Annotated in this window: 15 protein-coding genes; 2 read left to right on the forward strand and 13 right to left on the reverse strand. The window is 71.9% G+C overall.

All coding sequences use genetic code 11. The features are described from left to right. Positions 1 to 5 precede the first annotated feature (5 nt). Genes ACLGIH_RS08550 through ACLGIH_RS08560 form a run of 3 tightly spaced genes read right to left on the reverse strand, consistent with a single transcriptional unit; the run spans position 6 to position 1,887 of the window. Entirely contained in the window at positions 6 to 314 is a 309-nt protein-coding gene (locus ACLGIH_RS08550) for an AzlD domain-containing protein (protein WP_416524630.1), read from the reverse strand. After that, on the reverse strand, positions 311 to 1,024 hold the full coding sequence (locus tag ACLGIH_RS08555) for an AzlC family ABC transporter permease (protein ID WP_416524631.1): 714 nt from the start codon (positions 1,022 to 1,024) through the stop codon (positions 311 to 313). The genes ACLGIH_RS08550 and ACLGIH_RS08555 overlap by 4 nt, the downstream gene beginning before the upstream one ends. After that, entirely contained in the window at positions 1,006 to 1,887 is an 882-nt protein-coding gene (locus ACLGIH_RS08560; RefSeq protein WP_416524632.1) for an AraC family transcriptional regulator, read from the reverse strand. Before ACLGIH_RS08560 ends, ACLGIH_RS08555 begins: the two co-directional genes overlap by 19 nt. A 172-nt stretch (positions 1,888 to 2,059) precedes the next feature. Between ACLGIH_RS08560 and ACLGIH_RS08565 the strand changes: the two genes are divergently transcribed. Continuing rightward, the gene (locus tag ACLGIH_RS08565) at positions 2,060 to 7,078 is read left to right on the forward strand and encodes an ATP-dependent helicase (RefSeq protein WP_416524633.1); all 5,019 of its coding nucleotides are present in this window, start codon (positions 2,060 to 2,062) and stop codon (positions 7,076 to 7,078) included. A gap of 119 nt (positions 7,079 to 7,197) precedes the next feature. Beyond that, the gene (locus ACLGIH_RS08570; RefSeq protein ID WP_416524634.1) at positions 7,198 to 8,046 is read left to right on the forward strand and encodes an Fpg/Nei family DNA glycosylase; all 849 of its coding nucleotides are present in this window, start codon (positions 7,198 to 7,200) and stop codon (positions 8,044 to 8,046) included. 275 nt (positions 8,047 to 8,321) lie between these two features. On the opposite strand, the gene ACLGIH_RS08575 is transcribed toward ACLGIH_RS08570, so the two are convergent. From ACLGIH_RS08575 to ACLGIH_RS08620, 10 genes are all read right to left on the reverse strand, one after another. Continuing rightward, positions 8,322 to 8,624, reverse strand: a complete 303-nt coding sequence (locus tag ACLGIH_RS08575) for a hypothetical protein (RefSeq protein ID WP_416524635.1) — start codon at positions 8,622 to 8,624, stop codon at positions 8,322 to 8,324. Between the two features lie 5 nt (positions 8,625 to 8,629). Beyond that, positions 8,630 to 9,100: a Dps family protein gene (locus ACLGIH_RS08580; protein WP_416524636.1), complete on the reverse strand. Its 471-nt coding sequence runs from the start codon at positions 9,098 to 9,100 to the stop codon at positions 8,630 to 8,632. A gap of 246 nt (positions 9,101 to 9,346) precedes the next feature. Next, the gene (locus ACLGIH_RS08585) at positions 9,347 to 9,727 is read right to left on the reverse strand and encodes a helix-turn-helix domain-containing protein (protein WP_030825954.1); all 381 of its coding nucleotides are present in this window, start codon (positions 9,725 to 9,727) and stop codon (positions 9,347 to 9,349) included. Between the two features lie 109 nt (positions 9,728 to 9,836). Then, entirely contained in the window at positions 9,837 to 10,382 is a 546-nt protein-coding gene (locus ACLGIH_RS08590) for a CinA family protein (RefSeq protein WP_416524637.1), read from the reverse strand. Beyond that, a complete protein-coding gene (gene pgsA / locus ACLGIH_RS08595; protein WP_416524638.1) occupies positions 10,379 to 11,326 on the reverse strand; it encodes a CDP-diacylglycerol--glycerol-3-phosphate 3-phosphatidyltransferase in 948 nt (315 codons plus the stop codon). The genes ACLGIH_RS08590 and pgsA overlap by 4 nt, the downstream gene beginning before the upstream one ends. Then, the gene (gene rimO, locus ACLGIH_RS08600; RefSeq protein WP_416524639.1) at positions 11,323 to 12,837 is read right to left on the reverse strand and encodes a 30S ribosomal protein S12 methylthiotransferase RimO; all 1,515 of its coding nucleotides are present in this window, start codon (positions 12,835 to 12,837) and stop codon (positions 11,323 to 11,325) included. Before rimO ends, pgsA begins: the two co-directional genes overlap by 4 nt. A gap of 94 nt (positions 12,838 to 12,931) precedes the next feature. Next, positions 12,932 to 13,777: a helix-turn-helix domain-containing protein gene (locus ACLGIH_RS08605; protein ID WP_416524640.1), complete on the reverse strand. Its 846-nt coding sequence runs from the start codon at positions 13,775 to 13,777 to the stop codon at positions 12,932 to 12,934. Between the two features lie 267 nt (positions 13,778 to 14,044). Next, positions 14,045 to 16,780, reverse strand: a complete 2,736-nt coding sequence (locus ACLGIH_RS08610; RefSeq protein WP_416524641.1) for a DNA translocase FtsK — start codon at positions 16,778 to 16,780, stop codon at positions 14,045 to 14,047. Between the two features lie 222 nt (positions 16,781 to 17,002). Next, a complete protein-coding gene (locus tag ACLGIH_RS08615; protein ID WP_416524642.1) occupies positions 17,003 to 17,680 on the reverse strand; it encodes a response regulator in 678 nt (225 codons plus the stop codon). A gap of 322 nt (positions 17,681 to 18,002) precedes the next feature. Further along, positions 18,003 to 23,513 (reverse strand): HAMP domain-containing protein, encoded by a 5,511-nt coding sequence (locus ACLGIH_RS08620; RefSeq protein ID WP_416524643.1) that lies wholly within the window; start codon positions 23,511 to 23,513, stop codon positions 18,003 to 18,005. Between the last annotated feature and the right edge of the window lie 285 nt (positions 23,514 to 23,798).

Below are 23,798 nucleotides of genomic sequence, written 5' to 3' on the forward strand. Positions count from 1 at the left end.
CAGCCTCATCCGCCCATGGCCCGCACCCCCGCGGTCACCACCACGGCCGCCGCGACGACCAGCAGGAACGGGGCGCGCAGTGCCAGCGCCACGGCCGCCGCGGCGAGCCCGGCGGCCCGCGCGTCCAGCACGAGCGCCTGCCCGTCGGCGAACGTCTGCTGGGCCGTGAGCGCGGCCAGAAGGGCCACCGGCATCAGCGCGGCGAGCCGCTTGACCAGGGGCTTTTCCAGGACCTCCACGGGCACGAGCAGCCCCGCCAGCTTGACGGCGTAGCAGCCGACCGCGGTCACGCCGATCGCGATCCAGACGTTCACCGCGCCCCCTCCTTTCCCCGCCGTCCCTCGGCCCACAGCACGACGGGCGCGGCGAGCGCGGCCACCAGGACCGGCACACCGGCGGGCAGGACGGGCAGCAGACCAAGCCCCAGCAGCACGGCGAGGCCGGCGGCCAGCCGCTCGAGGGTGCTCCGCAGCATCGGCGCGAGCAGCGCCAGGAAGACGGCCGGCCCGGCCGCGTCGAGCCCCCAGGCGCCGGTGTCCCCGACGGCCTCGGCGCCGAGCGCGCCCAGCAGTGTGGTCAGGTTCCACAGCACGTACAGCGTCAGCCCCGTGACGGCGAACCCGATCCGCGCACCGCGCCGGGTGGGCTGCGCCAGCGCCACGGCCGTCGTCTCGTCGATCACCCACTGGGCGGCGAACGGCCGCACCGCGCGCGGGAGCGCGAGCAACTGCGACAACCGCAGCCCGTAGAAGGCGTTGCGCACACCCAGGAAGAAGGCGCCCGCGGCGGCCGTGAACGGGTTCCCGCCGGCCGCCAGCGCCCCCACGAGCGCGAACTGCGACGCCCCCGTGAACACCAGAAGGCTCAGCGCACAGGTCTGCAGCAGCGTGAGCCCGCTGCCCGCCGAGGTCACCCCGAAGGCGAACCCGGACAGCCCGACGGCGACGCCGACGCCGAGCGCGTCCCGCACGACGGCGGAATCCGGCTTCTCCTCTGTATCCCGAACTACTGTCTGTTCTGCCACGGCCCGGACGCTACGATCAGCGGCCGCCGCGCGTCTTGTACGTTCTTGCGCTCCCGCTGATAGGCCCCGGGAGGCACGCCCACGATCCGGGTGAAGTGCCGGTTCAGATGCGGCTGGTCCGTGAACCCCACCGCGAGGGCCGCCTCGGCCGGCGACACCCCGGCGTCCAGGAGGCGCCGCACCCGCCGCACCCGGGCGTCGGTCAGCCAGGTGTGGGGCGGCATCCCATAGGCATCCCGGAAGGCACGCACCAACGCGAACGGGCTGGTCCCGAGTTCACTCGCCAGCCGCTCCAGGCTCGGCGGCCCGGCCATCCGCTCCTCCAGCACGGCACGCGCGCGTGCCGCGATCCGTGCCCCCGCCGAACGCACTTCCCGCCGCGGCAGCGACCCGCCGTTCAACCGCAGCAACCGCGTCACGACGACCCTGAGCAAGGTGTCGGCGGCGAGCGCATTGCCCTGGTCGGTGGCCCACAGCACCCGGTGCACCAGCTCGACGGTGTACGGATCATCGAGCACGGGCCGGACGAACCCCGGCGTACCCCGCAGCGCCGTGGTCTCGGCGGCGATCCCCGCCACCACGTCGGGCGACGGATAGACGGCCCCGTACCGCCACCCCTCCGGCACCCCCGCCCGCCCGGTGTGCGCGGTGTCCGGATTGACCAGCGCGAGCGCCCCGGCCCCCGCGCACTGGTCTCCCCCACCGTGGCGGAAGACCTCCACCCCGTCGGCGATGGCGGCGATGACGAAGTTCTCGTGCGTGTGCCGCACGAACGACTTCCGTATGTACCGGGCACGCAGCAGATCGACGCCGGGCAGCCCGGCGTACCGCCAGTGCCGCGCCCGCTCCTCCCCGGATCCCATGCCCCCATTCTCCGCGACCGCGCGGCTGGGGCAGCCACCCGCAGCCGCCCACGGCACCCACCACACGTGCCCGGACCCACCCGCGGCGGTGCCGCAGGCACCCCCCACGGCGCCGCACCCGACGCACGGCCGCCGGCCCCCGATTGTCAGTGCCGGGGTGCACGATGGATCCATGGTCAGCTCCGCACACCGAGCCCTGGACGGCTTCTCCCCCGCGACCCGCGGCTGGTTCACGGGCGCCTTCTCCGCGCCCACCGCCGCCCAGGCGGGCGCGTGGCAGGCCATCGCCGAGGGCTCGGACGTCCTGGTCGTCGCCCCCACCGGCTCCGGCAAGACCCTGGCCGCCTTCCTCGCCGCCCTCGACCAGCTGACCTCCACGCCCCCGCCCGCCGACCCCAAGAAGCGCTGCCGCGTCCTCTACGTCTCCCCCCTCAAGGCCCTCGCCGTGGACGTCGAGCGCAACCTCCGCAGCCCCCTGACCGGCATCCGCCAGGAGTCGGTCCGCCTGGGCCTGCCCGAGCCGGAGGTCAAGGTCGGCATCCGCTCCGGCGACACCCCGGCCGCCGAGCGCCGGGCGCTGTCCACCCGCCCCCCGGACATCCTGATCACCACCCCGGAGTCCCTGTTCCTGATGCTGACGTCGGCCACGCGCGACGCGCTGACCGGCGTGGAAACGGTGATCCTCGACGAGGTGCACGCGGTCGCCGGCACCAAGCGCGGCGCCCACCTGGCGCTCTCCCTGGAGCGGCTCGACGAGCTGCTCCCCGGGCCCGCCCGCCGCATCGGCCTCTCCGCGACCGTCCGCCCGGTCGACGAGGTCGCCCGCTTCCTCTCCCCGCGCCGCAGGGTGGAGATCGTCCAGCCGGCCTCGGGCAAGGAGTTCGACCTCTCCGTCGTCGTCCCCGTGGAGGACCTGGGCGAACTGGGCGGCTCCCCGGTCGCGGACGGCAACGACGGCGCGGAGCGCCCCTCGATCTGGCCGCACGTCGAGGAGCGGATCACCGACCTCGTCCAGTCCCACCGCTCCACGATCGTCTTCGCGAACTCCCGCCGCCTCGCGGAACGCCTCTGCAACCGGCTCAACGAGATCGCCTACGAACGAGCCACCGGCGAGCCCCTCGACGAGCACCACTCCCCGGCCGAACTCATGGGCGGCTCCGGCGCGGCCCACGGCGCCCCCGCGGTCATCGCCCGCGCCCACCACGGCTCCGTCTCCAAGGAGCAGCGCGCCCTCGTGGAGGAGGACCTCAAGGCCGGGCGGCTCCCCGCCGTCGTCGCCACCTCCAGCCTGGAGCTGGGCATCGACATGGGCGCGGTCGACCTCGTCGTCCAGGTCGAGTCACCGCCCTCCGTGGCCTCCGGCCTCCAGCGGGTCGGCCGCGCCGGACACCAGGTCGGTGCGGTCTCCACGGGCGTGGTCTTCCCGAAGTACCGCGGTGACCTGGTCCAGGCGGCCGTGGTCACCGAGCGGATGCGCACCGGCGCCATCGAGTCCCTGAGGATCCCCGCCAACCCGCTGGACGTCCTGGCCCAGCAGCTCGTCGCGATGACCGCCCTGGACACCTGGCAGGTCGACGACCTGCTGGCCGTGGTGCGCCGCGCGGCGCCGTTCGCCTCCCTCCCGGAGTCGGCCTTCACGGCGGTCCTGGACATGCTGGCGGGCCGCTATCCCTCCGACGCCTTCGCCGAGCTGCGCCCGCGCGTGGTGTGGGACCGGGTGGCCGGCACGGTCACCGGCCGCCCCGGCGCGCAGCGCCTGGCGGTCACCTCGGGCGGCACGATCCCCGACCGCGGCCTGTTCGGGGTGTTCCTCGCCGGCGCCGACCCGAAGAAGGGCGGCGGCCGGGTCGGCGAGCTGGACGAGGAGATGGTCTACGAGTCCCGCGTCGGCGACGTGTTCACGCTGGGCACCAGCTCCTGGCGCATCGAGGACATCACGCGCGACCGCGTCCTGGTCTCGCCCGCCCCGGGGGTGCCGGGCAGGCTCCCGTTCTGGAAGGGCGACCAGCTGGGCCGCCCCCTGGAGCTGGGCCGCGCGCTCGGTGCGTTCCTGCGCGAGGTCGGTGCCCTGCCCAAGGACGACGCCCGGCTGCGCCTGCTCGCCGCCGGTCTGGACGCCTGGGCCGCGGACAACGTCCTGTCCTACCTCGACGAGCAGCGCGAGTCCTGCGGGCACATTCCCGACGACCGCACCATCGTCGTGGAGCGCTTCCGGGACGAGCTGGGCGACTGGCGGGTCGTTGTCCACTCCCCCTTCGGCGCCCAGGTGCACGCTCCCTGGGCGCTCGCCCTGGGGGCCCGCCTGTCCGAGCGGTACGCCATGGACGCACAGGTCATGCACGCCGACGACGGCATCGTACTGCGGCTGCCGGACGCCGACCTGATGGGCCTGGACCTGCTGGACCGGGAACCGGCGAAGGCCGGTACGGAGTACGACGCGGACCAGGCCCCCGTCGGCGCGGCCGACGTCGTCTTCGACAAGGGCGAGGTCGACCAGGTCGTCACCGACCAGGTGGGCGGCTCGGCCCTGTTCGCGGCCCGCTTCCGCGAGTGCGCCGCCCGCGCGCTGCTGCTGCCCCGGCGCAACCCGGGGAAGCGGACCCCGCTGTGGCAGCAGCGACAGCGCGCTTCCCAGCTGCTGGAGGTGGCGAGCGAGTTCGGCTCGTTCCCGATCGTCCTGGAGGCGGTCCGCGAATGCCTCCAGGACGTCTTCGACGTGCCCGGGCTCGTCGAGCTGATGGGCGACCTGGAGTCCCGCAAGGTGCGCATGGTCGAGGTCACCACGCCGGAGCCGTCCCCGTTCGCCCGTTCCCTCCTGTTCGGCTACGTCGCCCAGTTCCTGTACGAGGGGGACTCGCCGCTCGCCGAGCGCCGTGCCGCTGCCCTGTCCCTCGACTCCCGGCTGCTGGCCGAGCTGCTCGGCCAGGCGGAGCTGCGCGAGCTGCTCGACGCCGAGGTGCTGGTCGAGCTGGAGCGCGAGCTGCAGTGGCTCACCGAGGACCGCCGGATCAAGGACCCCGAGGGGGTGGCGGACGTACTGCGCCTGCTCGGCCCGCTCACGGACGCCGAGCTGGCCGAGCGCGGCGCGGAGCCGCAGTGGGCGCCGGAACTGGCCGCCGCCCGCCGTGCGATCAAGGTCCGCATCGCGGGCGCCGACCACTGGGCGGCGATCGAGGACGCCGGCCGCCTGCGCGACGCGCTGGGCACGGCGTTGCCGGTGGGCGTGCCGGAAGCCTTCACCGAGCCGGTCAAGGACCCGCTGGGCGACCTCCTCGCCCGCTACGCCCGCACCCACGGCCCCTTCACGTCGGCCACGGCCGCGGCCCGCTTCGGCCTGGGCGTGGCGGTAACGGACGGCGCCCTGCACCGCCTGTCGGCGGCCGGGCGGGTCGTCCAGGGCGAGTTCCATCCGGCCGGGATCGGACAGGAGTGGTGCGACGCCGCCGTACTGCGCCGGCTGCGCCGCCGTTCCCTGGCCGCGCTGCGGCACGAACTGGAACCGGTGCCACCGGCCGCACTCGCCCAGTTCCTCCCGCAGTGGCAGCACGTCGGCAAGGGACACGCACTGCGCGGCATCGACGGGCTGGTCCGCGCCGTCGAGCAGCTCCAGGGCGCGTCCGTCCCCGCCTCGGCCCTGGAGAAGCTGGTCCTGCCGTCCCGGGTGGCCGACTACTCGCCCACCATGCTCGACGAGCTGACCGCCGCGGGAGAGGTGGTGTGGGCTGGCGCCGGATCGCTGCCCGGCAAGGACGGCTGGGTCTCGCTCTACCTGGCGGACGCGGCCCCGCTGCTCCAGCCGCCGGAGCAGCCCTTGGAGCCGACGGCACTGCACCAGTCCGTCCTGGACGCCCTCTCCGGCGGGTACGGCCTGTTCTTCCGCCAGATCGCCGACCAGGTCCGCGCCACCACCCATCCGGACGTCACGGACCCGCAGCTGGCCGACGCCGTGTGGGACCTCGCCTGGTCCGGGCGGCTGACCAACGACACGCTCGCGCCCCTGCGCTCCTTCCTCGGGTCGGGCCGCACCGCGGGCTCCACGGCCCACCGGGCCAAGCGCACGGTGCCGCGCGGGCGCTACGGCTCGCTCACGGCCGCCGCCCGCCCCGCCTCCCGTTCCGGCCCCCCGACCGTCGCCGGCCGCTGGTCGCTGCTCCCGGCCCGCGAGAGCGACCCGACCGTGCGCGCCCACGCCCTGGCCCGCACGCTCCTCGACCGGCACGGAGTGGTGACCCGCGGTGCCGTGTCCGCGGAGGGCGTCGAGGGCGGCTTCTCGGCGACGTACCGCGTCCTGTCCGTCTTCGAGGAGAGCGGACAGGCCCGGCGCGGCTATGTGGTGGAGGGACTGGGTGCGGCGCAGTTCGCGATGGACGGTGCCGTGGACCGCCTCCGCGCGGTGGCGAACGCCCGAGAGCGCGGCGACACCCCGGCCGGCCCGGCCCCCGCCCCCGGCGGCCCGCACCCCAACGGCTCGCCCTACGGCTCAGGACCCCACACCGGCACCCCGGGCAGCCTCGACGACCAGGACTGGTCCTGGCCCACCGACGACCACGACCGCCCCGACCACCATCGCGGCCTTCCCGACCTCCCCGGCCACCGGGACAACCCCTACGACCCGCACGCCGCGGCCCCCTTCCCCGCCCTCGACACCGACTTCGCCGCACCGGGCGCCGGCGGCCCGCGCGGCGGCGGGGTCCCCGACGGCCCGTACGGTCACGGCGCCCGCGACCGGGACGCGTACGCACGCGGTGGGTACGCCCCGGGTCCGCACGGCGGCCGCCGCGCCCGCTCCGCCGGCCCCGCCTCCCGAGCCGTCGTCCTGGCCGCCGCCGACCCGGCGAACGCCTACGGTGCTGCCCTGCCCTGGCCCGAGCCCCCGACCGGCGCCGGTCACAAGCCGGGCCGCAAGGCGGGGTCCCTGGTGGTGCTCGTCGACGGGGAGCTGGCGCTCTACATGGAGCGCGGCGGCAAGACGCTGCTGGCCTGGCAGTCCGACCCGGAGGCGCCGGCCGTCGACGACGCCCGCCTGCACACGGCCACGGAGGCTCTGGCGGCGGCCGCCCGCGCCGGTTCCCTCGGCACGGTCACAGTGGAACGGGTCAACGGCTCGGCCGCACTGACCTCCCCGTTCGGCGCCCTCCTGGAAGGAGCCGGCTTCATCGCCACCCCGCGCGGCCTCCGCCTCCGAGCCTGACCCCACCTCGCCCTCCGCCGCACCGCCGACGTCCCCTGCCACATCCGGCCACCGCTCCTGCCCGCACCCGCCCCCGCCCGCTCCGGCGCACACCCCGCCCGCCGTGCCACCCTTGAGCCATGCCCGAAGGAGACACGGTCTGGCAGGCCGCCCAGCGGCTGCACGGCGCCCTCGCGGGCAAGGTGCTGACCCGCAGCGACTTCCGCGTCCCCCAGTACGCCACGGTGGACCTCACCGGCCGTACGGTCCACGACGTCACCCCGCGCGGCAAGCACCTCCTCACCCGCATCGAGGGCGGCGTGACACTGCACTCGCACCTGCGGATGGACGGCTCCTGGAAGGTCTTCGCACCGGGCCGACGCTGGAGCGGCGGCCCCGCCCACCAGATCCGCGTGATCCTCGGCACCGCCGACCGCACCGCCGTCGGCTACCGCCTGCCGGTCCTGGAGCTCCTGCGCACCGCCGACGAGGAGCGCGTCGTCGGACACCTCGGCCCCGACCTGCTGGGCCCGGACTGGGACCCGGAGCGCGCGCTGGCCGGCCTCCTGGCGGACCCCGCCCGTGCCCTCGGCGAGGCCCTGCTCGACCAGCGCAACCTCGCCGGCATCGGCAATGTGTACAAGAGCGAGCTCTGCTTCCTGCTCGGCGTCACCCCCTGGCTCCCCGTCGGCGACCTTCCGGCCGAGCGCGCCACGGCGCTGCCCGCCCTCGCCAAGCGGCTCCTCGAGGCCAACCGCGACCGCCCGGTCCGCAACACCACCGGCCGCCGCGCTCCCGACCTGTTCGTGTACGGCCGTGCTCCCCGCCCCTGCCTGCGCTGCACCACGTCGATCCGGGTCGCCGACCAGGGCGACGGTTCCCGCGACCGCCCGACGTACTGGTGCCCGAACTGCCAGCCCGGCCCGGCACCGGCACCGGCGGCCTCGTCCGCCGCCGCTCGCCCCCGACGAGCGCACCCCACCCATTGATGACCCGACAGTTGCGGCCGTGGCGTACCTCATGACTGTCACCGCCTACGACGCACCGACCGCGCCACGGCGATCCTGCCGGGGGGATGGGCGCCTCCGTGCAGTGTGCGGACCTCGGCACACCGAACCTCGACGAGCCGGCGGCCCGAAACGAGGACGGCGGCCGAACCGCGCACACCGGATCACTCATGGCCCGGACGTCACCGCTGGGTCCGCCGGTGAACCGGAGGACGTCGATCAGGCCGTCCCGCGCCCGCCCCCGGCCGCGTCGGCGTTCATGACGGGTCAGCTTCGCGGGCGGATTCCGCGTCCGAACCGACAACGGCGCCATGACTCCCGCCCCGATCACCCCCGCCCCACCCCCAGGCCTGCCGCCACCGCCCCGCGCCCAGGGCGCCCTTCGCCCGCCCCTTCGGCACACAGTGCACCGGCAGCAGACTCAATCCCCAGCCCCCGGCCGCGACCGCCCCCTCCAGCACCCCGGCGCCGGGCGCCAGCGCCAGCCGCAGCACGGCCCACCACCACAGCGCGGCCACCCCCAGGACGGCCCCCCAGCGCGCTATCCGCCCCGGGCGCACGAGGTTCAGCCGTTCTCGGCCTGAAACATCCAGTGGTGCTTCTCCAGGTCCGCCGTGACCTGGATGAAGATGTCCTGACTCACCGGGTCCGGCTCTCCGGTCGCCTCGATCCGCTCCCGCATGCGTGCGATCACCGCACCCAGCGCCTCCACGATCGTCCCGACCGCCGCCTCGTCGTCGACCCAGCCCTCGGGGGTCACACCGATCCCGCTGCCGACGGCCACCGTCGCGGCCCGCCCGTCCGGGGATACGCCCAGGGCGGCGGCACGCTCCGCCACGGTGTCGGAGTGCGCTCGCGCGGTGCCGACGACCTCGTCGAGCTGGAGGTGCACGGAACGGAAGCGCGGCCCGACCACGTTCCAGTGGATCTGCTTCGCCACCAGCGCGAGGTCCACCAGATCGACGAGCGCGCCCTGCAGCGCCTCGGACACGGTCTGCAGGTCCGCGTCGGACAACGGGCTCTTCACGACGTACATCCGCACCTCCGTCGGCTCATCCCCGTCATGTCCCTCCACGATGACCGCAGCCCCCGGGACCGGCAAACGCTGCCCCGGCGCCACGTCGGCCGGAAGGCCCGCCCCCGGAACCTCTTCGCATGGCCCCGCGCATGCGAAAACCCCGACCGCACTCCTCCGGATCCACCGGAGAAGCCCCGGCCGGGGCCTTGCACACCTAGCTCTTCGCACCTCACCGGCGCCCGCGCATCGCGCAGGCCCGCAGCACTAGGCGGCGACGACGTCCACCGCCTCGGCGGGCGCCTTGATCGTCACCCGTTCCGGTGGCACACCGGTCACCGAAACGGAGCCCAGCATCGGACGAACCGGCGTGGGCACGGACTCGCTGGGGGTGGCCGCAGCGGACTGGGCCAGCTCGGCGAGGGCGAGCTCGTCGCTCACTTCCCGCATGAGCTCGGACATCCGTACGTCAAGCGCGTCGCAAATCGCGGAGAGCAGCTCGGAGGAAGCCTCCTTCTGCCCCCGCTCCACCTCGGAGAGATAGCCGAGCGAGACTCGGGCGGACGAGGAGACTTCGCGCAGAGTACGGCCCTGGCGCTGGCGCTGCCGACGCAGCACGTCACCCAACAGGCGACGGAGCAGAATCATCGGTGGCTCCCTCCTCGGACCGCGTAGCCGCATCCTTCACGCCCCACCGTACCGCCTCGCGCCGCGGCCGTGCGGGGAGCGATGTCGTGTTCACTCAGGGCTGCAAACATCAAAACCCCCCGTGCTGTTCCGTATCCTGTGCCCGCTCATTCCCGGTCTGTTCGTCCGCAAGCTCCTTCAGGAGCAGTGCGAGTACGCTCCGTACACTCTCCATACGAATGTCCGCGCGGTCGCCGTTCAACCGCAATGCCTCCACTTTTCCGCCAGAGGCGGAACCGGAACCCGCTTCCGCGGGCCCGTCCACCGCCACGTAGACCGTCCCGACGGGCTGGCCGTCCTGCGGATCGGGGCCGGCGACACCCGTGGTCGCAAGGCCCCAGTCGGCGCCCAGCGCCTTCCGCACACCGACCGCCATCTGCGCGGCGACCTGCGGATTCACCGCACCTCGCGCCGCCAGCAGGGTGGCGTCGACGCCGAGCAGCCGGTGCTTGAGCTCCGTGGCGTAGGCGGTGACCGAACCCCGGAACACCTTGGAGGCGCCGGGAACGGACGTGATCTCCGCGGCGACCAGGCCACCGGTCAGCGACTCGGCGACCGCCAGGGTCCTGCCCTTCACCGTCAGTAGTCGCACCACATCGGCGGCCGGGGAACTCAAGCTTCCGTCTCCTTCAACGCCGCCCTGCGCTCGGCCATTCCCCGCCTGCGCAGCACAATGGCCTGTTTCACGTAGTCCAGACCGGTCACCACGGTCAGCACGACGGCCACCGCCATCACCCAGAAGCGCAGGGTGGCCAGCGGACCCGTGAGCGCCAGTACGTACATGCCGACGGCGACGCCCTGGGTGAGCGTCTTGAGCTTGCCGCCCCGGCTCGCGGGGATGACGCCGTACCGGATGACCACGAAACGCAGCAGGGTGATGCCGAGCTCCCGGCCGAGGATGACGGCCGTCACCCACCACGGCAGCTCGCCCAGCGCGGAGAGACAGATCAGCGCCGCCCCCATGATCGCCTTGTCGGCGATGGGATCGGCGATCTTGCCGAAGTCGGTGACCAGGTTGTACCTGCGCGCCAGATGCCCGTCGAAGAGGTCGGTGATCATGGCGATGGCGAAGGCCGCCCAGGCGAAGGAGCGCCACGCCGGGTCGTACCCGCCGTTGCCGAGCATCAGCAGGACGAACGCCGGCACCAGAATCAGCCGGAGCATCGTCAGCAGGTTCGCGACGTTCCAGACGCTGGCCTGGTTGACGGCGGCGGCAGCGATCTTCCCGCTCCGCGCGGGCCTGCCACCGGGCACGTCGGCCGCCGCGGACCCGGCAGCGCCCCCGGCACGCGGCCCGGCATCCCGGTCCCGGCCGCCGGCGGCCTCCGCCTCGGCGTCACCGCGCGCGGTCGCATCCCGCCCGCCGCCGCGTGCGGGAGTGTCCCCGGCCCCACGCCCGGCGCGGCCCGGCTCGGCGCCGCCTCCGGAGACCGCGCGTTCGGCGCCGCCCGAGGCCCTGCGCTCCGCCGCTCCGTGCGCGGTCGCCCCGGATGCCGCGCGTGGGACGGCCCTCCGCGCGCCGGAGGAGCCTCCCGCCGCGGACGCCGGTACTCCGGTCATCTGTCCGCCTCCTCAGTCCACGCGAGCGAGCCCCGCAGCGGCTCGGCCACCAGGTCGACACCTTCCGTACCGACCACCTTCGCGTCGACCATACGACCGACACTCAAACCCTCGCCGCTCGTGAGCAGCACCTGGCCGTCCGTCTCCGGGGCCTGGTGGGCTCCGCGGCCGTACACGCCCTCGCCCTCGTCGGCGGACTCGTCGGCGGACTCCACGAGCACGCGCACGGTGGAGCCCACCCGCTCCTCCGCCCGCTGCGAGACGAGTTCCTCGGCCAGCCGCGAGACACGTGCCAACCGCTCGGCGACGACGTCCTCGTCGAGCTTGTCGTCGTAACCGGCCGCTTCCGTGCCCTCCTCGTCGGAGTAGCCGAAGACACCGATGGCGTCCAGCCGCGCGTGGTTCAGGAACCGCTCCAGCTCGGCGAGGTCGGCCTCGGACTCACCGGGGAAGCCGACGATGAAGTTGGAGCGCACGCCGGCCTCGGGGGCCTTGGCACGGATGGTGTCGAGCAGTTCCAGGAACCGGTCGGTGTCGCCGAAGCGGCGCATGGCCCGCAGCACGTTCGGCGCGGAGTGCTGGAAGGAGAGGTCGAAGTAGGGGGCGACCTTCGGGGTGGAGGTCAGTACGTCGATCAGGCCCGGACGCATCTCGGCGGGCTGGAGGTAGCTGACGCGCACCCGTTCGATGCCGTCGACCCCGGCCAGCTCGGGCAGCAGGGACTCCAGCAGCCGGATGTCGCCGAGGTCCTTGCCGTAGGAGGTGTTGTTCTCGGAGACCAGCATGATCTCCTTGACGCCCTGCTCGGCCAGCCACCGCGTCTCGTTCAGCACGTCGCTCGGGCGACGCGAGATGAAGGAGCCGCGGAAGGAGGGGATGGCGCAGAAGGTGCAGCGCCGGTCGCAGCCGGAGGCGAGCTTGACCGAGGCGACCGGGGAACCGTCCAGCCGGCGGCGCAGCGGTGCTCGGGGCCCGGAGGCCGGAGCGAGGCCCTCCGGGAGGTCCTGGAGCTGCTGACCGCCGTCCTCCGGGGTGGCCGGGCCGTGCCCGGGCAGGGCGACGGACGCCCCGGCCTGCTGCCGCTCGGCGGGGCTGATCGGCAGCAGCTTGCGCCGGTCGCGCGGGGTGTGCGCGGCGTGGATACCGCCGCTGAGGATGGTCTGGAGCCGGTCGGAGATGTCGGTGTAGTCGTCGAAGCCGAGCACGCCGTCGGCCTCGGGGAGGGCCTCGGCGAGTTCCTTGCCGTACCGCTCGGCCATGCAGCCCACTGCCACCACGGCCCGTGTTCTGCCGTGGCCCTTGAGATCGTTGGCCTCCAGGAGGGCGTCGACGGAGTCCTTCTTGGCGGCCTCGACGAAGCCGCAGGTGTTCACGACGGCGACGTCCGCGTCCTCGGCGTCCTCCACGAGCTGCCAGCCGTCCGCCTCCAAACGGCCTGCGAGCTCCTCCGAGTCCACCTCGTTACGGGCGCAGCCAAGGGTGACGAGTGCGACGGTACGGCGTTCAGGCATGGGCTCAAGACTACTTCGTCCCACCGACAGCCCACGTCGACGGGGTTGGCCGATCTTGGCCAACCCCGCACTGACTCGCTCCTTCAGGCCGCCCTTATCCGACCTGCGGGTCGCCCTTGGTGTAGGTCAGGCGCTCCACTGCGCCCGGCTCGAAGTCGTCGATCTTCTTGCCGTTGACGTGCAGCTGGACGTCGCCCGCGTCGCCGAGGACGAGGCTGATCTTGGAGTCGTCCTGGAAGGTCTTGCTCTGGCCCTTCCTGAGCAGACCGTCGTAGAGCAGCCGGCCGTTGTGGTCCTTGGCGGAGACCCAGCTGCCGTCGCCGGTGGCGCTCACCTGGACGGTCACCTTGTCCCGCGGCGCGGCGGCGATGGCGCTGTCGGTCGGGTCGGGCTTGGGGTCGGCGGGCTTCTTCGGCTTGGCGCTCGGCGAGGACGACTCGCTCGCCGACGGCACGGAGCCCTCGGCGACGTTCGCCTCGGAACCGCCGTCGTCGCCCTTGACCATCGTGAAGCCGACGAAACCGATCACCGCGACGATCGCCGCGACCATCGCGGCGGTCCAGTTGGGCCCGCGCCGCTCGGGCCGGATGCGCTCCGCCTCGAACAGCGGAGCGGCCGGCGTCGGGGCCGGACGCCCGCCGTGCTCGGCGCCGTACTGCTCGATCAGCGGCTCGGGGTCGAGACCGACGGCCCTGGCCAGGGTGCGGATGTGTCCGCGGGCGTAGACGTCCCCGCCGCAGGGGCCGAAGTCGTCGGCCTCGATGGCGTGCACAATGGCGATACGGACCCGGGTGGCGCTGCTGATGTCGTCGACGGTCAGCCCGGCGGCGATCCGCGCCTGTCGGAGGGCACGACCGATGGAGGGGCGGGCTTCCTCGGAAACGTCTTCGGACACGTTGTCGAACGGACGCTCGTCTTCAGGGGAGTTGCCGATGGACACGGGGGCGCCTTTCGAGCGTATAGCCGCCTGTGCTGGAGGTTCAGTCTAGGGGGGGTACGAATGGGTGGGGCAACCGGGCGGTCGGACTTTGTACGCCATCGGAATGGCCCGACACGCCGATGGTGGACTACCTGTTTGTCTCTTCCCTCAACTTGACGTACGCCTCGGGGAAACGGTTGCTCAATGATCCCTAACGGGTGGGTCACGACAGCGACACGGCCACCGCGCGGCCGCCACCCGGCGAGACGATCACCGTGTCCTGTTCCCCTACCCCTCAGACTCCCCCCGGATCATCGCGAGCACGCCATCCAGCTCGTCAGGCTTCACAAGAACGTCACGAGCCTTTGAGCCTTCGCTGGGCCCGACGATGTTCCGTGACTCCATGAGGTCCATCAGCCGCCCTGCCTTGGCGAAGCCGACGCGCAGCTTGCGCTGGAGCATGGACGTCGATCCGAACTGCGTGGAGACGACCAGTTCGGCGGCCTGGCACAGCAGGTCGAGGTCGTCGCCGATGTCCTCGTCGATCTCCTTCTTCTGCTTGGTGCCGACGACGACGTCGTCCCGGAAGACGGGCGCCATCTGGTCCTTGCAGTGACGGACGACGGCCGCGACCTCCTCCTCGGTCACGAAGGCGCCCTGCATACGCGTCGGCTTGTTCGCGCCCATCGGCAGGAACAGCCCGTCGCCCTTGCCGATCAGCTTCTCGGCGCCGGGCTGGTCGAGGATGACGCGCGAGTCGGCCAGCGAGGAGGTGGCGAAGGCCAGCCGGGAGGGCACGTTCGCCTTGATCAGGCCGGTGACCACGTCGACGGACGGCCGCTGCGTGGCGAGGATCAGGTGGATGCCGGCCGCGCGCGCGAGCTGCGTGATCCGCACGATCGCGTCCTCGACGTCGCGCGGGGCGACCATCATCAGGTCGGCCAGCTCGTCGACGATCACCAGCAGGTACGGGTACGGCTGGAGCTCGCGCTCGCTGCCCTCGGGCGGCTTGACCTTGCCCTCGCGCACCGCCCGGTTGAAGTCGTCGATGTGCCGGTAGCCGTAGGCGGCCAGGTCGTCGTAGCGCAGGTCCATCTCGCGGACCACCCACTGGAGCGCCTCGGCTGCCCGCTTGGGGTTGGTGATGATCGGCGTGATCAGGTGCGGAATGCCCTCGTAGACGGTCAGCTCGACGCGCTTGGGGTCGACCAGGATCATGCGGACGTCCTCCGGGGTCGCCCGCATCATGATCGAGGTGATCAGGCAGTTGATGCAGGACGACTTGCCGGAGCCGGTGGCGCCGGCGACCAGCATGTGCGGCATCTTCGCCAGCGAGTGCATGACGTAGCCGCCCTCGACGTCCTTGCCGAAGGCGACCAGCATCGGGTCGTCGTCCTCGGCGGACTCCGCGAGCCGCAGCACGTCGCCGAGGTTGACCATCTCCCGGTCGGTGTTGGGGATCTCGATGCCGACCGCGGACTTGCCGGGGATCGGGCTGATGATCCGTACGTCCGGACTGGCGACGGCGTACGCGATGTTCTTGGTCAGCGCGGTGATCCGCTCCACCTTCACGGCGGGACCGAGCTCCACCTCGTACCGCGTGACCGTCGGGCCGCGGGTGAAGCCGGTGACCCGGGCGTCGACCTTGAACTCGGTGAAGACGGTGGTCAGCGACTCGACGATGGCGTCGTTGGCGGCGCTGCGCGCCTTGCCGGGGCCCCCGCGCGTGAGGAGGTCCAGGGACGGCAGGGCGTAGGTGATGTCGCCGGACAGCTGGAGCTGCTCGGCGCGCGAGGGCAGCTCGCGTTCCTGGGCGGGCGGGGTCTTGGTGAGGTCGGGGACCTCACCGGAGAACTTCTCCTGGTGCGGCTTCTCCTGCCGCGGCCTGCGCGGCTGCGGCCGGGCCGACGGCACGGGCGTCGGGGTCGGCGTCGCCGGCTCGCGGTCCCCCGTCTGCACGCCCTGGGTGAGATCGGCGACCAGCGGCGACGGCGGCATCCCGTGCAGGACGGCGCCGTCGAGCGCGGCGGCGGCGGCCGCGGCGACGTCCACGGCGTCCATCGGCCGGTCCATGTCGGGCTGCGGCACGGCGGAGCGCCGGGGCCGACCGCGACGCCGGGCGAGCGCCTCCTGTTCGACGGCGTCGGGGTCGTACGCCTCGGGGGCCGGGGCCCCGCGCTTGTGGGACCGGGCGGGCAGCGCCTCGCGCCACTGCTCCTCGTACCGCTCGTCGTCGTCGGTGACCTCCGCCGCCGGGTCGCCGATCAGGCCGAGCCGCACGCCGAGCTGCCGCAGCCGCTGCGGGACGGCGTTGACCGGCGTGGCGGTGACGACCAGCAGCCCGAACACGGTGAGCAGGACGAGCAGCGGCACGGCCAGGACGTCGGTCATCGTGTACGACAGCGGGGTCGCCGCCGCCCAGCCGATGAGGCCGCCGGCGTCCCTTATGGCCTGCATGCCGTCGCCGCGGGCGGGCGAGCCGCAGGCGATGTGGACCTGGCCGAGCACGCCGATGACGAGCGCGGACAGGCCGATCACGATCCGCCCGTTGGCCTCGGGCTTCTCCGGGTGCCGGATGAACCGCACGGCGATGACCGCGACCAGGATCGGCACCAGCAGGTCGATCCGGCCGAACGCGCCGGTGACCAGGATCTCGACCAGGTCGCCGACGGGTCCCTTGAGGTCGGCCCAGGTGCCCGCGGCGACGATCAGCGCGACGGCGAGCAGCAGCAGGGCGACGCCGTCCTTGCGGTGCGCCGGGTCGAGGTTCTTGGCGCCCTGCCCTATGCCGCGGAAGACGGCGCCGACGGCGTGCGCGAGGCCGAGCCAGAGGGCGCGTACGAGGCGGTAGACGCCCCCGGTGGGGCTGGGTGCCGGTTTGGTCGCGGGCTTTTTCGCCGCGGCCTTCTTGGCGGGCGCCTTCTTGGCGGGGGCCTTCTTCGCAACGGCCTTCTTCGCCGGAGCCTTCGCGGGAGCCGCCTTCTTGGCGGGCTGCTTCTTGGCTGCGGAGGGACGTGAGGCCATGGGTGTGAGGTTACCGGTGGAGACGACGGCGGACACGTGTGCCTACTGCTTCACCCGTTCGTGTCGTCTCCTCCTGGGAGCGGAACTGACGCGTCCGGTACAGCCGCTGACGGGACCTCATCGGCAGCCTCGGTCCGACCGCCCCGAGGGCCCACGGACCGAACGCCCGACGGCCACACGCCGACCGCACCGACGGCCATGCGCCGAACCGCACCGACGGCCTCAGTTGACCGCGGCCTGCCCTCCCGAGGAACCGGGCTCCAGCGCGTCCAGCGCCCGCCTCAGCCCCGTGAGCTTGCGCTCCAGATGGGCCGCCGTGGCCACCGCGGCGGCGTCCGTGGACTCGTCGCCCAGCTGCTTGGACAGCGCCTCGGCCTGCTCCTCGACGGCCGCGAGCCGTGCCGACAGCTCGGCGAGCAGCCCGGCCGACTCCTTGGCCTCGCCCGCCTCGGGCTTGTCGCCCCCGCCCTCCAACTGGAGCCGCAGCAGCGCCGCCTGCTCCCGCAGCTGGCAGTTCTTCATGTAGAGCTCGACGAAGACCGAGACCTTCGCGCGCAGCACCCACGGGTCGAACGGCTTGGAGATGTAGTCCACCGCGCCCGCCGCGTACCCGCGGAAGGTGTGGTGCGGGCCGTGGTTGATCGCGGTGAGGAAGATGATCGGGATGTCCCTGGTCCGCTCCCGCCGCTTGATGTGGGCGGCGGTCTCGAAACCGTCCATGCCCGGCATCTGGACATCCAGCAGGATGACCGCGAAGTCGTCCGTGAGCAGTGCTTTGAGCGCTTCCTCCCCGGACGATGCCCGCACCAGCGTCTGATCGAGCGCAGAGAGGATCGCCTCCAGCGCCAGCAGATTCTCCGGCCGGTCATCGACCAGGAGGATCTTGGCCTTCTGCACCATGGCCCGCCCTCCTCGCCCCGGCGTGGGGCCTCCCCTGTCCGCAGGACTTGGCGCGGCGCCGACGGGCGCCGCTCCTGGGGACGACTCCCTTGCGCCGCCCGTCCTTGTGCCGGTCATCGTAGCCGCACCCCGCTCGTCACCACACCCTGTCACCGCGATGTCACTGTGCACGTAGCAGAAACGCGGTGGGGGACCAGAAGGTTCCCCGAATCCCGTCTCTCTACACGGCTTCGGGCACACCGAGCCAGCAACTCCGCGTGCGCCGCGCGCCTTCCCGTCACGTTCGCACACACCACGTTCGCACGCCCCCGAACCGTACCGTTCACGCCCCCCGCGTCCACTGCTCCATGACCGTCAGCAGGTGGTCGGGGTCGACCGGCTTGGTCACGTAGTCGGAGGCACCCGACTCGATCGCCTTCTCCCGGTCGCCCTTCATCGCCTTGGCGGTCAGCGCGATGATCGGCAGCCCGGCGAACTGGGGCATCCGGCGGATCGCCGTGGTCGTCGCGTACCCGTCCATCTCGGGCATCATGATGTCCATCAGGACGACCGCCACGTCCTCGTGCTGCTCCAGCACCTCGATGCCCTCGCGCCCGTTCTCCGCGTACAGCACGGACAGACCGTGCTGCTCCAGCACGCTGGTGAGCGCGAACACGTTGCGGATGTCGTCGTCGACGATCAGCACCTTCTCGCCGCCGAACCGGATGCCGCGGCTCGGCCTCGGCGCCGCCTCCTGCTCCGCGGCGGACGGCCACTGCTCCGGCTGCGGCGCCAGACGCGGCTCGGCCTCCGGCAGCGCATGGCGGCGGCGCCGGAACAGCGCCGCGGCGCCGTTCCGGGTCTCCTGGTACGGCTTCACCTCGGCCGGCGTCTCGGCCTCCGCGTCCGGCGCCCCGGCCGCCTCGGCCGCACCGGCCGAGGAGACCACCAGGGGCCCGGGCTCCAGCGGGCTCACCGGCTGCACATACCCGTGCGGGGGCAGCTCGCTCGGGTGCAGCGGCAGGTACAGCGTGAACGTGGAGCCGCGGCCCGGCTCGCTCTGCGCGTGGATCTCGCCGCCGAGCAGTTGCGCGATCTCCCGGGAGATCGACAGCCCCAGACCCGTACCGCCGTACTTGCGGCTGGTGGTGCCGTCTGCCTGCTTGAACGCCTCGAAGATCACCCGCATCTTGCTGGCCGCGATCCCGATGCCGGTGTCGGTCACCGAGAACGCGATCAGCTCGGCGTTCGGGTCGGTCAGCGAACCGGCCTCGAGCAGCTGCTCCCGGATGCCCTGCGGGACGTCGTCCCGGGCCGGCCGGATGACCAGCTCGACCGATCCGGAGTCGGTGAACTTCACCGCGTTGGACAGCAGGTTCCGCAGCACCTGGAGCAGCCGCTGCTCGTCGGTGTGCAGCGTGGCCGGCAGCTCCGGCGAGACCCGCACCGACAGGTCCAGGCCCTTCTCCGCGGTCAGCGGCCGGAAGGTGGCCTCCACGTAGTCGACGAGCTGCACGAGCGCGATGCGCGTCGGGGAGACGTCCATCTTACCCGCCTCGACCTTCGACAGGTCGAGGATGTCGTTGATCAGCTGGAGCAGGTCGGAACCGGCGCCGTGGATGGTCTCGGCGAACTCGACCTGCTTCGGAGAAAGATTTCCCTCGGCGTTGTCGGCGAGCAACTTGGCCAGAATCAGCAGCGAGTTGAGCGGCGTACGCAGCTCGTGCGACATGTTGGCCAGGAACTCGCTCTTGTAGCGCATGGAGACCGCGAGCTGCTCGGCGCGCTCCTCCAGGACCTGCCGGGCCTCTTCGATCTCGGTGTTCTTCACCTCGATGTCGCGGTTCTGCTGGGCCAGCAGCTCGGCCTTCTCCTCCAGTTCGGCGTTGGACGCCTGGAGGGCCTTCTGCCGCTGCTCCAGTTCCTCCGACCGCTCCCGCAGCTGTTCGGTCAGCTCCTGCGACTGCTTCAGCAGCACCTCCGTCTTGGTGTTGACGGAGATGGTGTTGACGCTGGTCGCGATCATCTCGGCGATCTGGTTGAGGAAGTCCTTCTGGATCTGCGTGAACGGCGTGAACGACGCCAGCTCGATGACGCCGAGCACCTTCCCCTCGAACAGCACCGGCAGGACGATCACCTGGGCGGGCGGAGCCTCCCCGAGCCCGGAGGAGATCTTCAGGTACCCGCTGGGCGCGTTCTCCACCAGGATCGTGCGCTTCTCCTGCGCGGCCGTGCCGACCAGCGCCTCACCGGGCCGGAACGCCGTCGGCATGGATCCCATGGAGTAGCCGTAAGACCCGAGCATGCGCAGTTCGTACTGGTCCTCCTGGGCGGTCGCGAGTTCCTGGCCGTCGACCAGCGGCATGGCGAGGAAGAACGCGCCGTGCTGCGCGGAGACCACCGGGGTCAGCTCGCTCATGATCAGCGAGGCCACGTCCTGGAGGTCCCGCCGGCCCTGCATCAGCGCGGAGATCCGGGCGAGGTTGCCCTTGAGCCAGTCCTGCTCCTTGTTGGCGATCGTGGTGTCGCGCAGGTTGGCGATCATCTTGTTGATGTAGTCCTGAAGTTCCTGGATCTCCCCGGAGGCGTCCACGTCGATCTTCAGGTTCAGGTCACCGCGGGTCACCGCGGTCGCCACGCGTGCGATGGCACGCACCTGCCGGGTCAGGTTCCCGGCCATCTCGTTCACGGACTCCGTCAGGTCCCGCCAGGTGCCGTCGACGTCACGCACGCGTGCCTGCCCGCCGAGCTGTCCCTCGGTACCCACCTCACGGGCCACGCGGGTGACCTCCTCGGCGAAGGAGGACAGCTGGTCGACCATGGTGTTGATGGTCGTCTTCAGCTCCAGGATCTCGCCGCGCGCGTCGATGTCGATCTTCTTGGTCAGATCGCCCTTCGCGATGGCGGTGGTGACCATGGCGATGTTGCGCACCTGACCGGTCAGGTTGGACGCCATCTGGTTCACCGACTCGGTGAGGTCCTTCCAGGTGCCCGCCACGCCCGGCACGTGCGCCTGGCCGCCCAGGATGCCGTCCGTGCCCACCTCGCGGGCCACCTTGGTGACCTGGTCGGCGAACGAACTCAGCGTCTTGACCATGGTGTTGAACGTCTCGGCGAGCTGCACGACCTCACCGCGCGCCTCGATCGTCACCGTCCGCGTCAGGTCGCCGTTGGCGACCGCGGCGGCCACCTGGGAGATGTTCCGCACCTGGACGGTGAGGTTCTTGGCCATCAGGTTGACGTTGTCGCTGAGGTCCTTCCAGATGCCCACCACGCCGGGCACGTGCGCCTGGCCGCCCAGGATGCCCTCGGTGCCCACCTCGCGCGCCACGCGCGTGACCTGCTCGGCGAACGACGACAGCTGGTCGACCATCGTGTTCACGGTCGTCACCAGTTCGAGGATCTCGCCCTTGGCGTCGACGGTGATCTTCTTCGACAGGTCGCCCTTGGCGACCGCGGTGGTGACCTCGGCGATGTTGCGGACCTGCATGGTCAGGTTGTTCGCCATGCCGTTCACGGACTGCGTGAGGTCCTTCCAGGTGCCGGAGACCCCCTGCACCTCGGCCTGGCCGCCGAGGATGCCCTCCGTACCCACCTCACGGGCCACCCTCGTGACCTCCTGGGCGAACGACGACAGCTGGTCCACCATCGTGTTCAGGGTGTTCTTCAGCTCCAGGATCTCCCCGCGCGCGTCCACGGTGATCTTCTGGGACAGGTCACCGCGCGCCACCGCGGTCGCGACCTGCGCGATGTTGCGCACCTGGGCGGTCAGGTTGCCGGCCATGCCGTTCACCGAATCGGTCAGGTCGCGCCACACACCGGCGACACCGGGCACCTGCGCCTGACCGCCGAGGCGGCCCTCCGTACCCACCTCACGGGCCACCCGGGTGACCTGCTCGGCGAAGGAGGACAGCTGGTCCACCATCGTGTTGATGGTGTTCTTCAGCTCCAGGATCTCCCCGCGCGCGTCCACGTCGATCTTCTGGGACAGGTCACCGCGCGCCACGGCCGTCGTCACCTGCGCGATGTTGCGCACCTGACCGGTCAGGTTGGACGCCATGGAGTTGACGGAGTCCGTCAGCTCCTTCCACGTGCCCGACACGCCGTCCACGCGGGCCTGACCGCCGAGGCGGCCCTCCGTACCCACGTCCCGGGCCATCCGGGTGACCTGGTCGGCGAAGCTGGAGAGCTGGTCCACCATGGTGTTCACGGTGTTCTTCAGCTGGAGCATCTCGCCGGAGACGTCGACGGTGACCTTCTGCGACAGATCACCGTTGGCCACCGCCGTGGTCACCTGGGCGATGTTCCTCACCTGTCCGGTGAGGTTCCGGAACGCCGTGTTGACCGAGTCGGTGAGGTCCTTCCAGGTCCCCGCCGCTCCCGGCACCTGAGCCTGACCGCCCAGCTCACCCTCGACACCGACCTCGCGCGCCACGCGCGTGACCTCGGCACCGAAGGCGGAGAGCTGGTCCACCATCGTGTTGACGGTGTTCTTCAGCTCCAGCATCTCGCCGGCCACGTCCACGGTGACCTTCTGCGACAGATCACCGTTGGCCACCGCCGTCGTCACCGCGGCGATGTCCCGCACCTGCGTGGTCAGGTTCCGGAAGACGGTGTTGACCGAGTCGGTGAGGTCCTTCCAGGTCCCGGCGGCACCCGGCACGTTCGCCTGCCCGCCGAGCCGCCCCTCGGCTCCGACCTCGTTCGCCACGCGCGTGACCTCGTCCGCGAAGATCCGCAGCGTCTCGGTCATCTGGTTGATGGTGTCCGCGAGCTGCGCCACCTCGCCGCGCGCCGGCACGGTCACCTTCCGCGACAGATCACCGTTGGCGACCGCCGTGGTCACCTCGGCGATCCCGCGCACCTGGGCCGTGAGGTTCCCGGCCATCGTGTTGACGGAGTCGGTCAGCTCCTTCCACACGCCGGCCACCCCGGGCACCTGGGCCTGACCGCCGAGCGCACCCTCGGTGCCCACCTCGCGCGCGACCCGCGTCACCTCGGAGGAGAACGCCGAGAGCTGGTCCACCATCGTGTTGACGGTGTTCTTCAGCTCCAGCATCTCGCCGGCCACGTGCACCGTGACCTTGCGCGACAGATCGCCCTTGGCGACCGCCGTGGTCACCAGCGCGATGTCCCGCACCTGCGCCGTCAGCCGGTAGGCCATCGTGTTCACGGAGTCCGTGAGATCCTTCCACGAACCGGACATACCGCGCACCCGGGCCTGACCGCCCAGCTTGCCCTCGGTGCCCACCTCGCTGGCCACGCGGGTGACCTCGTCCGTGAACGACGACAACTGGTCGACCAGGTTGTTCACGGTCCGGCCGACCTTCAGGAACTCACCGCGCAGCGGATGCCCGGCCGCCCCCTCCGGCGCCGGCGTCCGCAGCTCCATACGGGGCGACAGGTCACCGTCGGCCACCGCCGACAGCACCCGGCTGACCTCCGCGACGGGGCGTACGAGGTCGTCCACGAGCGCGTTGGAATTGTCGATCGCCGTCGACCAGGAGCCCTCACAGGCGCCGGTCTCCAGCCGTTCCGTGAGTTTTCCCTCACGTCCGACCATGCGCCGCACCCGCGCCAGCTCACCCGTCAGATGCAGATTGCGGTCGGCCACCTCGTTGAACACGGCCGCGATCTCCGACATCACGCCGTCCCCGGACACCGTGAGCCGCTTGCGGAAGTTCCCGTCCCGCATGGACACCAGGGCCGCCAGCAGCCGGTTCAGGGCCGCGGTGTCCACGGCCGTGGTCCCACCGCGGGTTTTGCCCTGATTGCTCGGTTTGCCCTGAGTGCTTGGGGACTGTCCGCCCTTCGCGCGCGTCTTCGTGCCCCGCGTCGCTGCGCCAGACTCCACTTGTCCCTCCCGCAGGGATCGACCGTCACTGCAGTGCCCGGGTATCACCACTCGGCGTACCGGTTACTACCGCGTATTTTCTGTACTTCTGTGACATTCCCGCCCGACCTGCCGGGCCGCTCCAGGGCTGCTGCCCGTCGTACGCGGTCGGCACTCAGTCTGCCCGGAGCTTCACAGAAAGCCTGCCCAGTGTTTCACCCCGGCCGTACCAGGCCATAACAGTTCGGCAGCTTCGCACATCGTCCGCACACCCTCCGGGCGGAAACACTGCAGACCGGCATCCGC

Origin of the sequence: Streptomyces hamibioticus, from assembly GCF_047946815.1 — a bacterium.
Classification (GTDB): Bacteria; Actinomycetota; Actinomycetes; order Streptomycetales; family Streptomycetaceae; genus Streptomyces.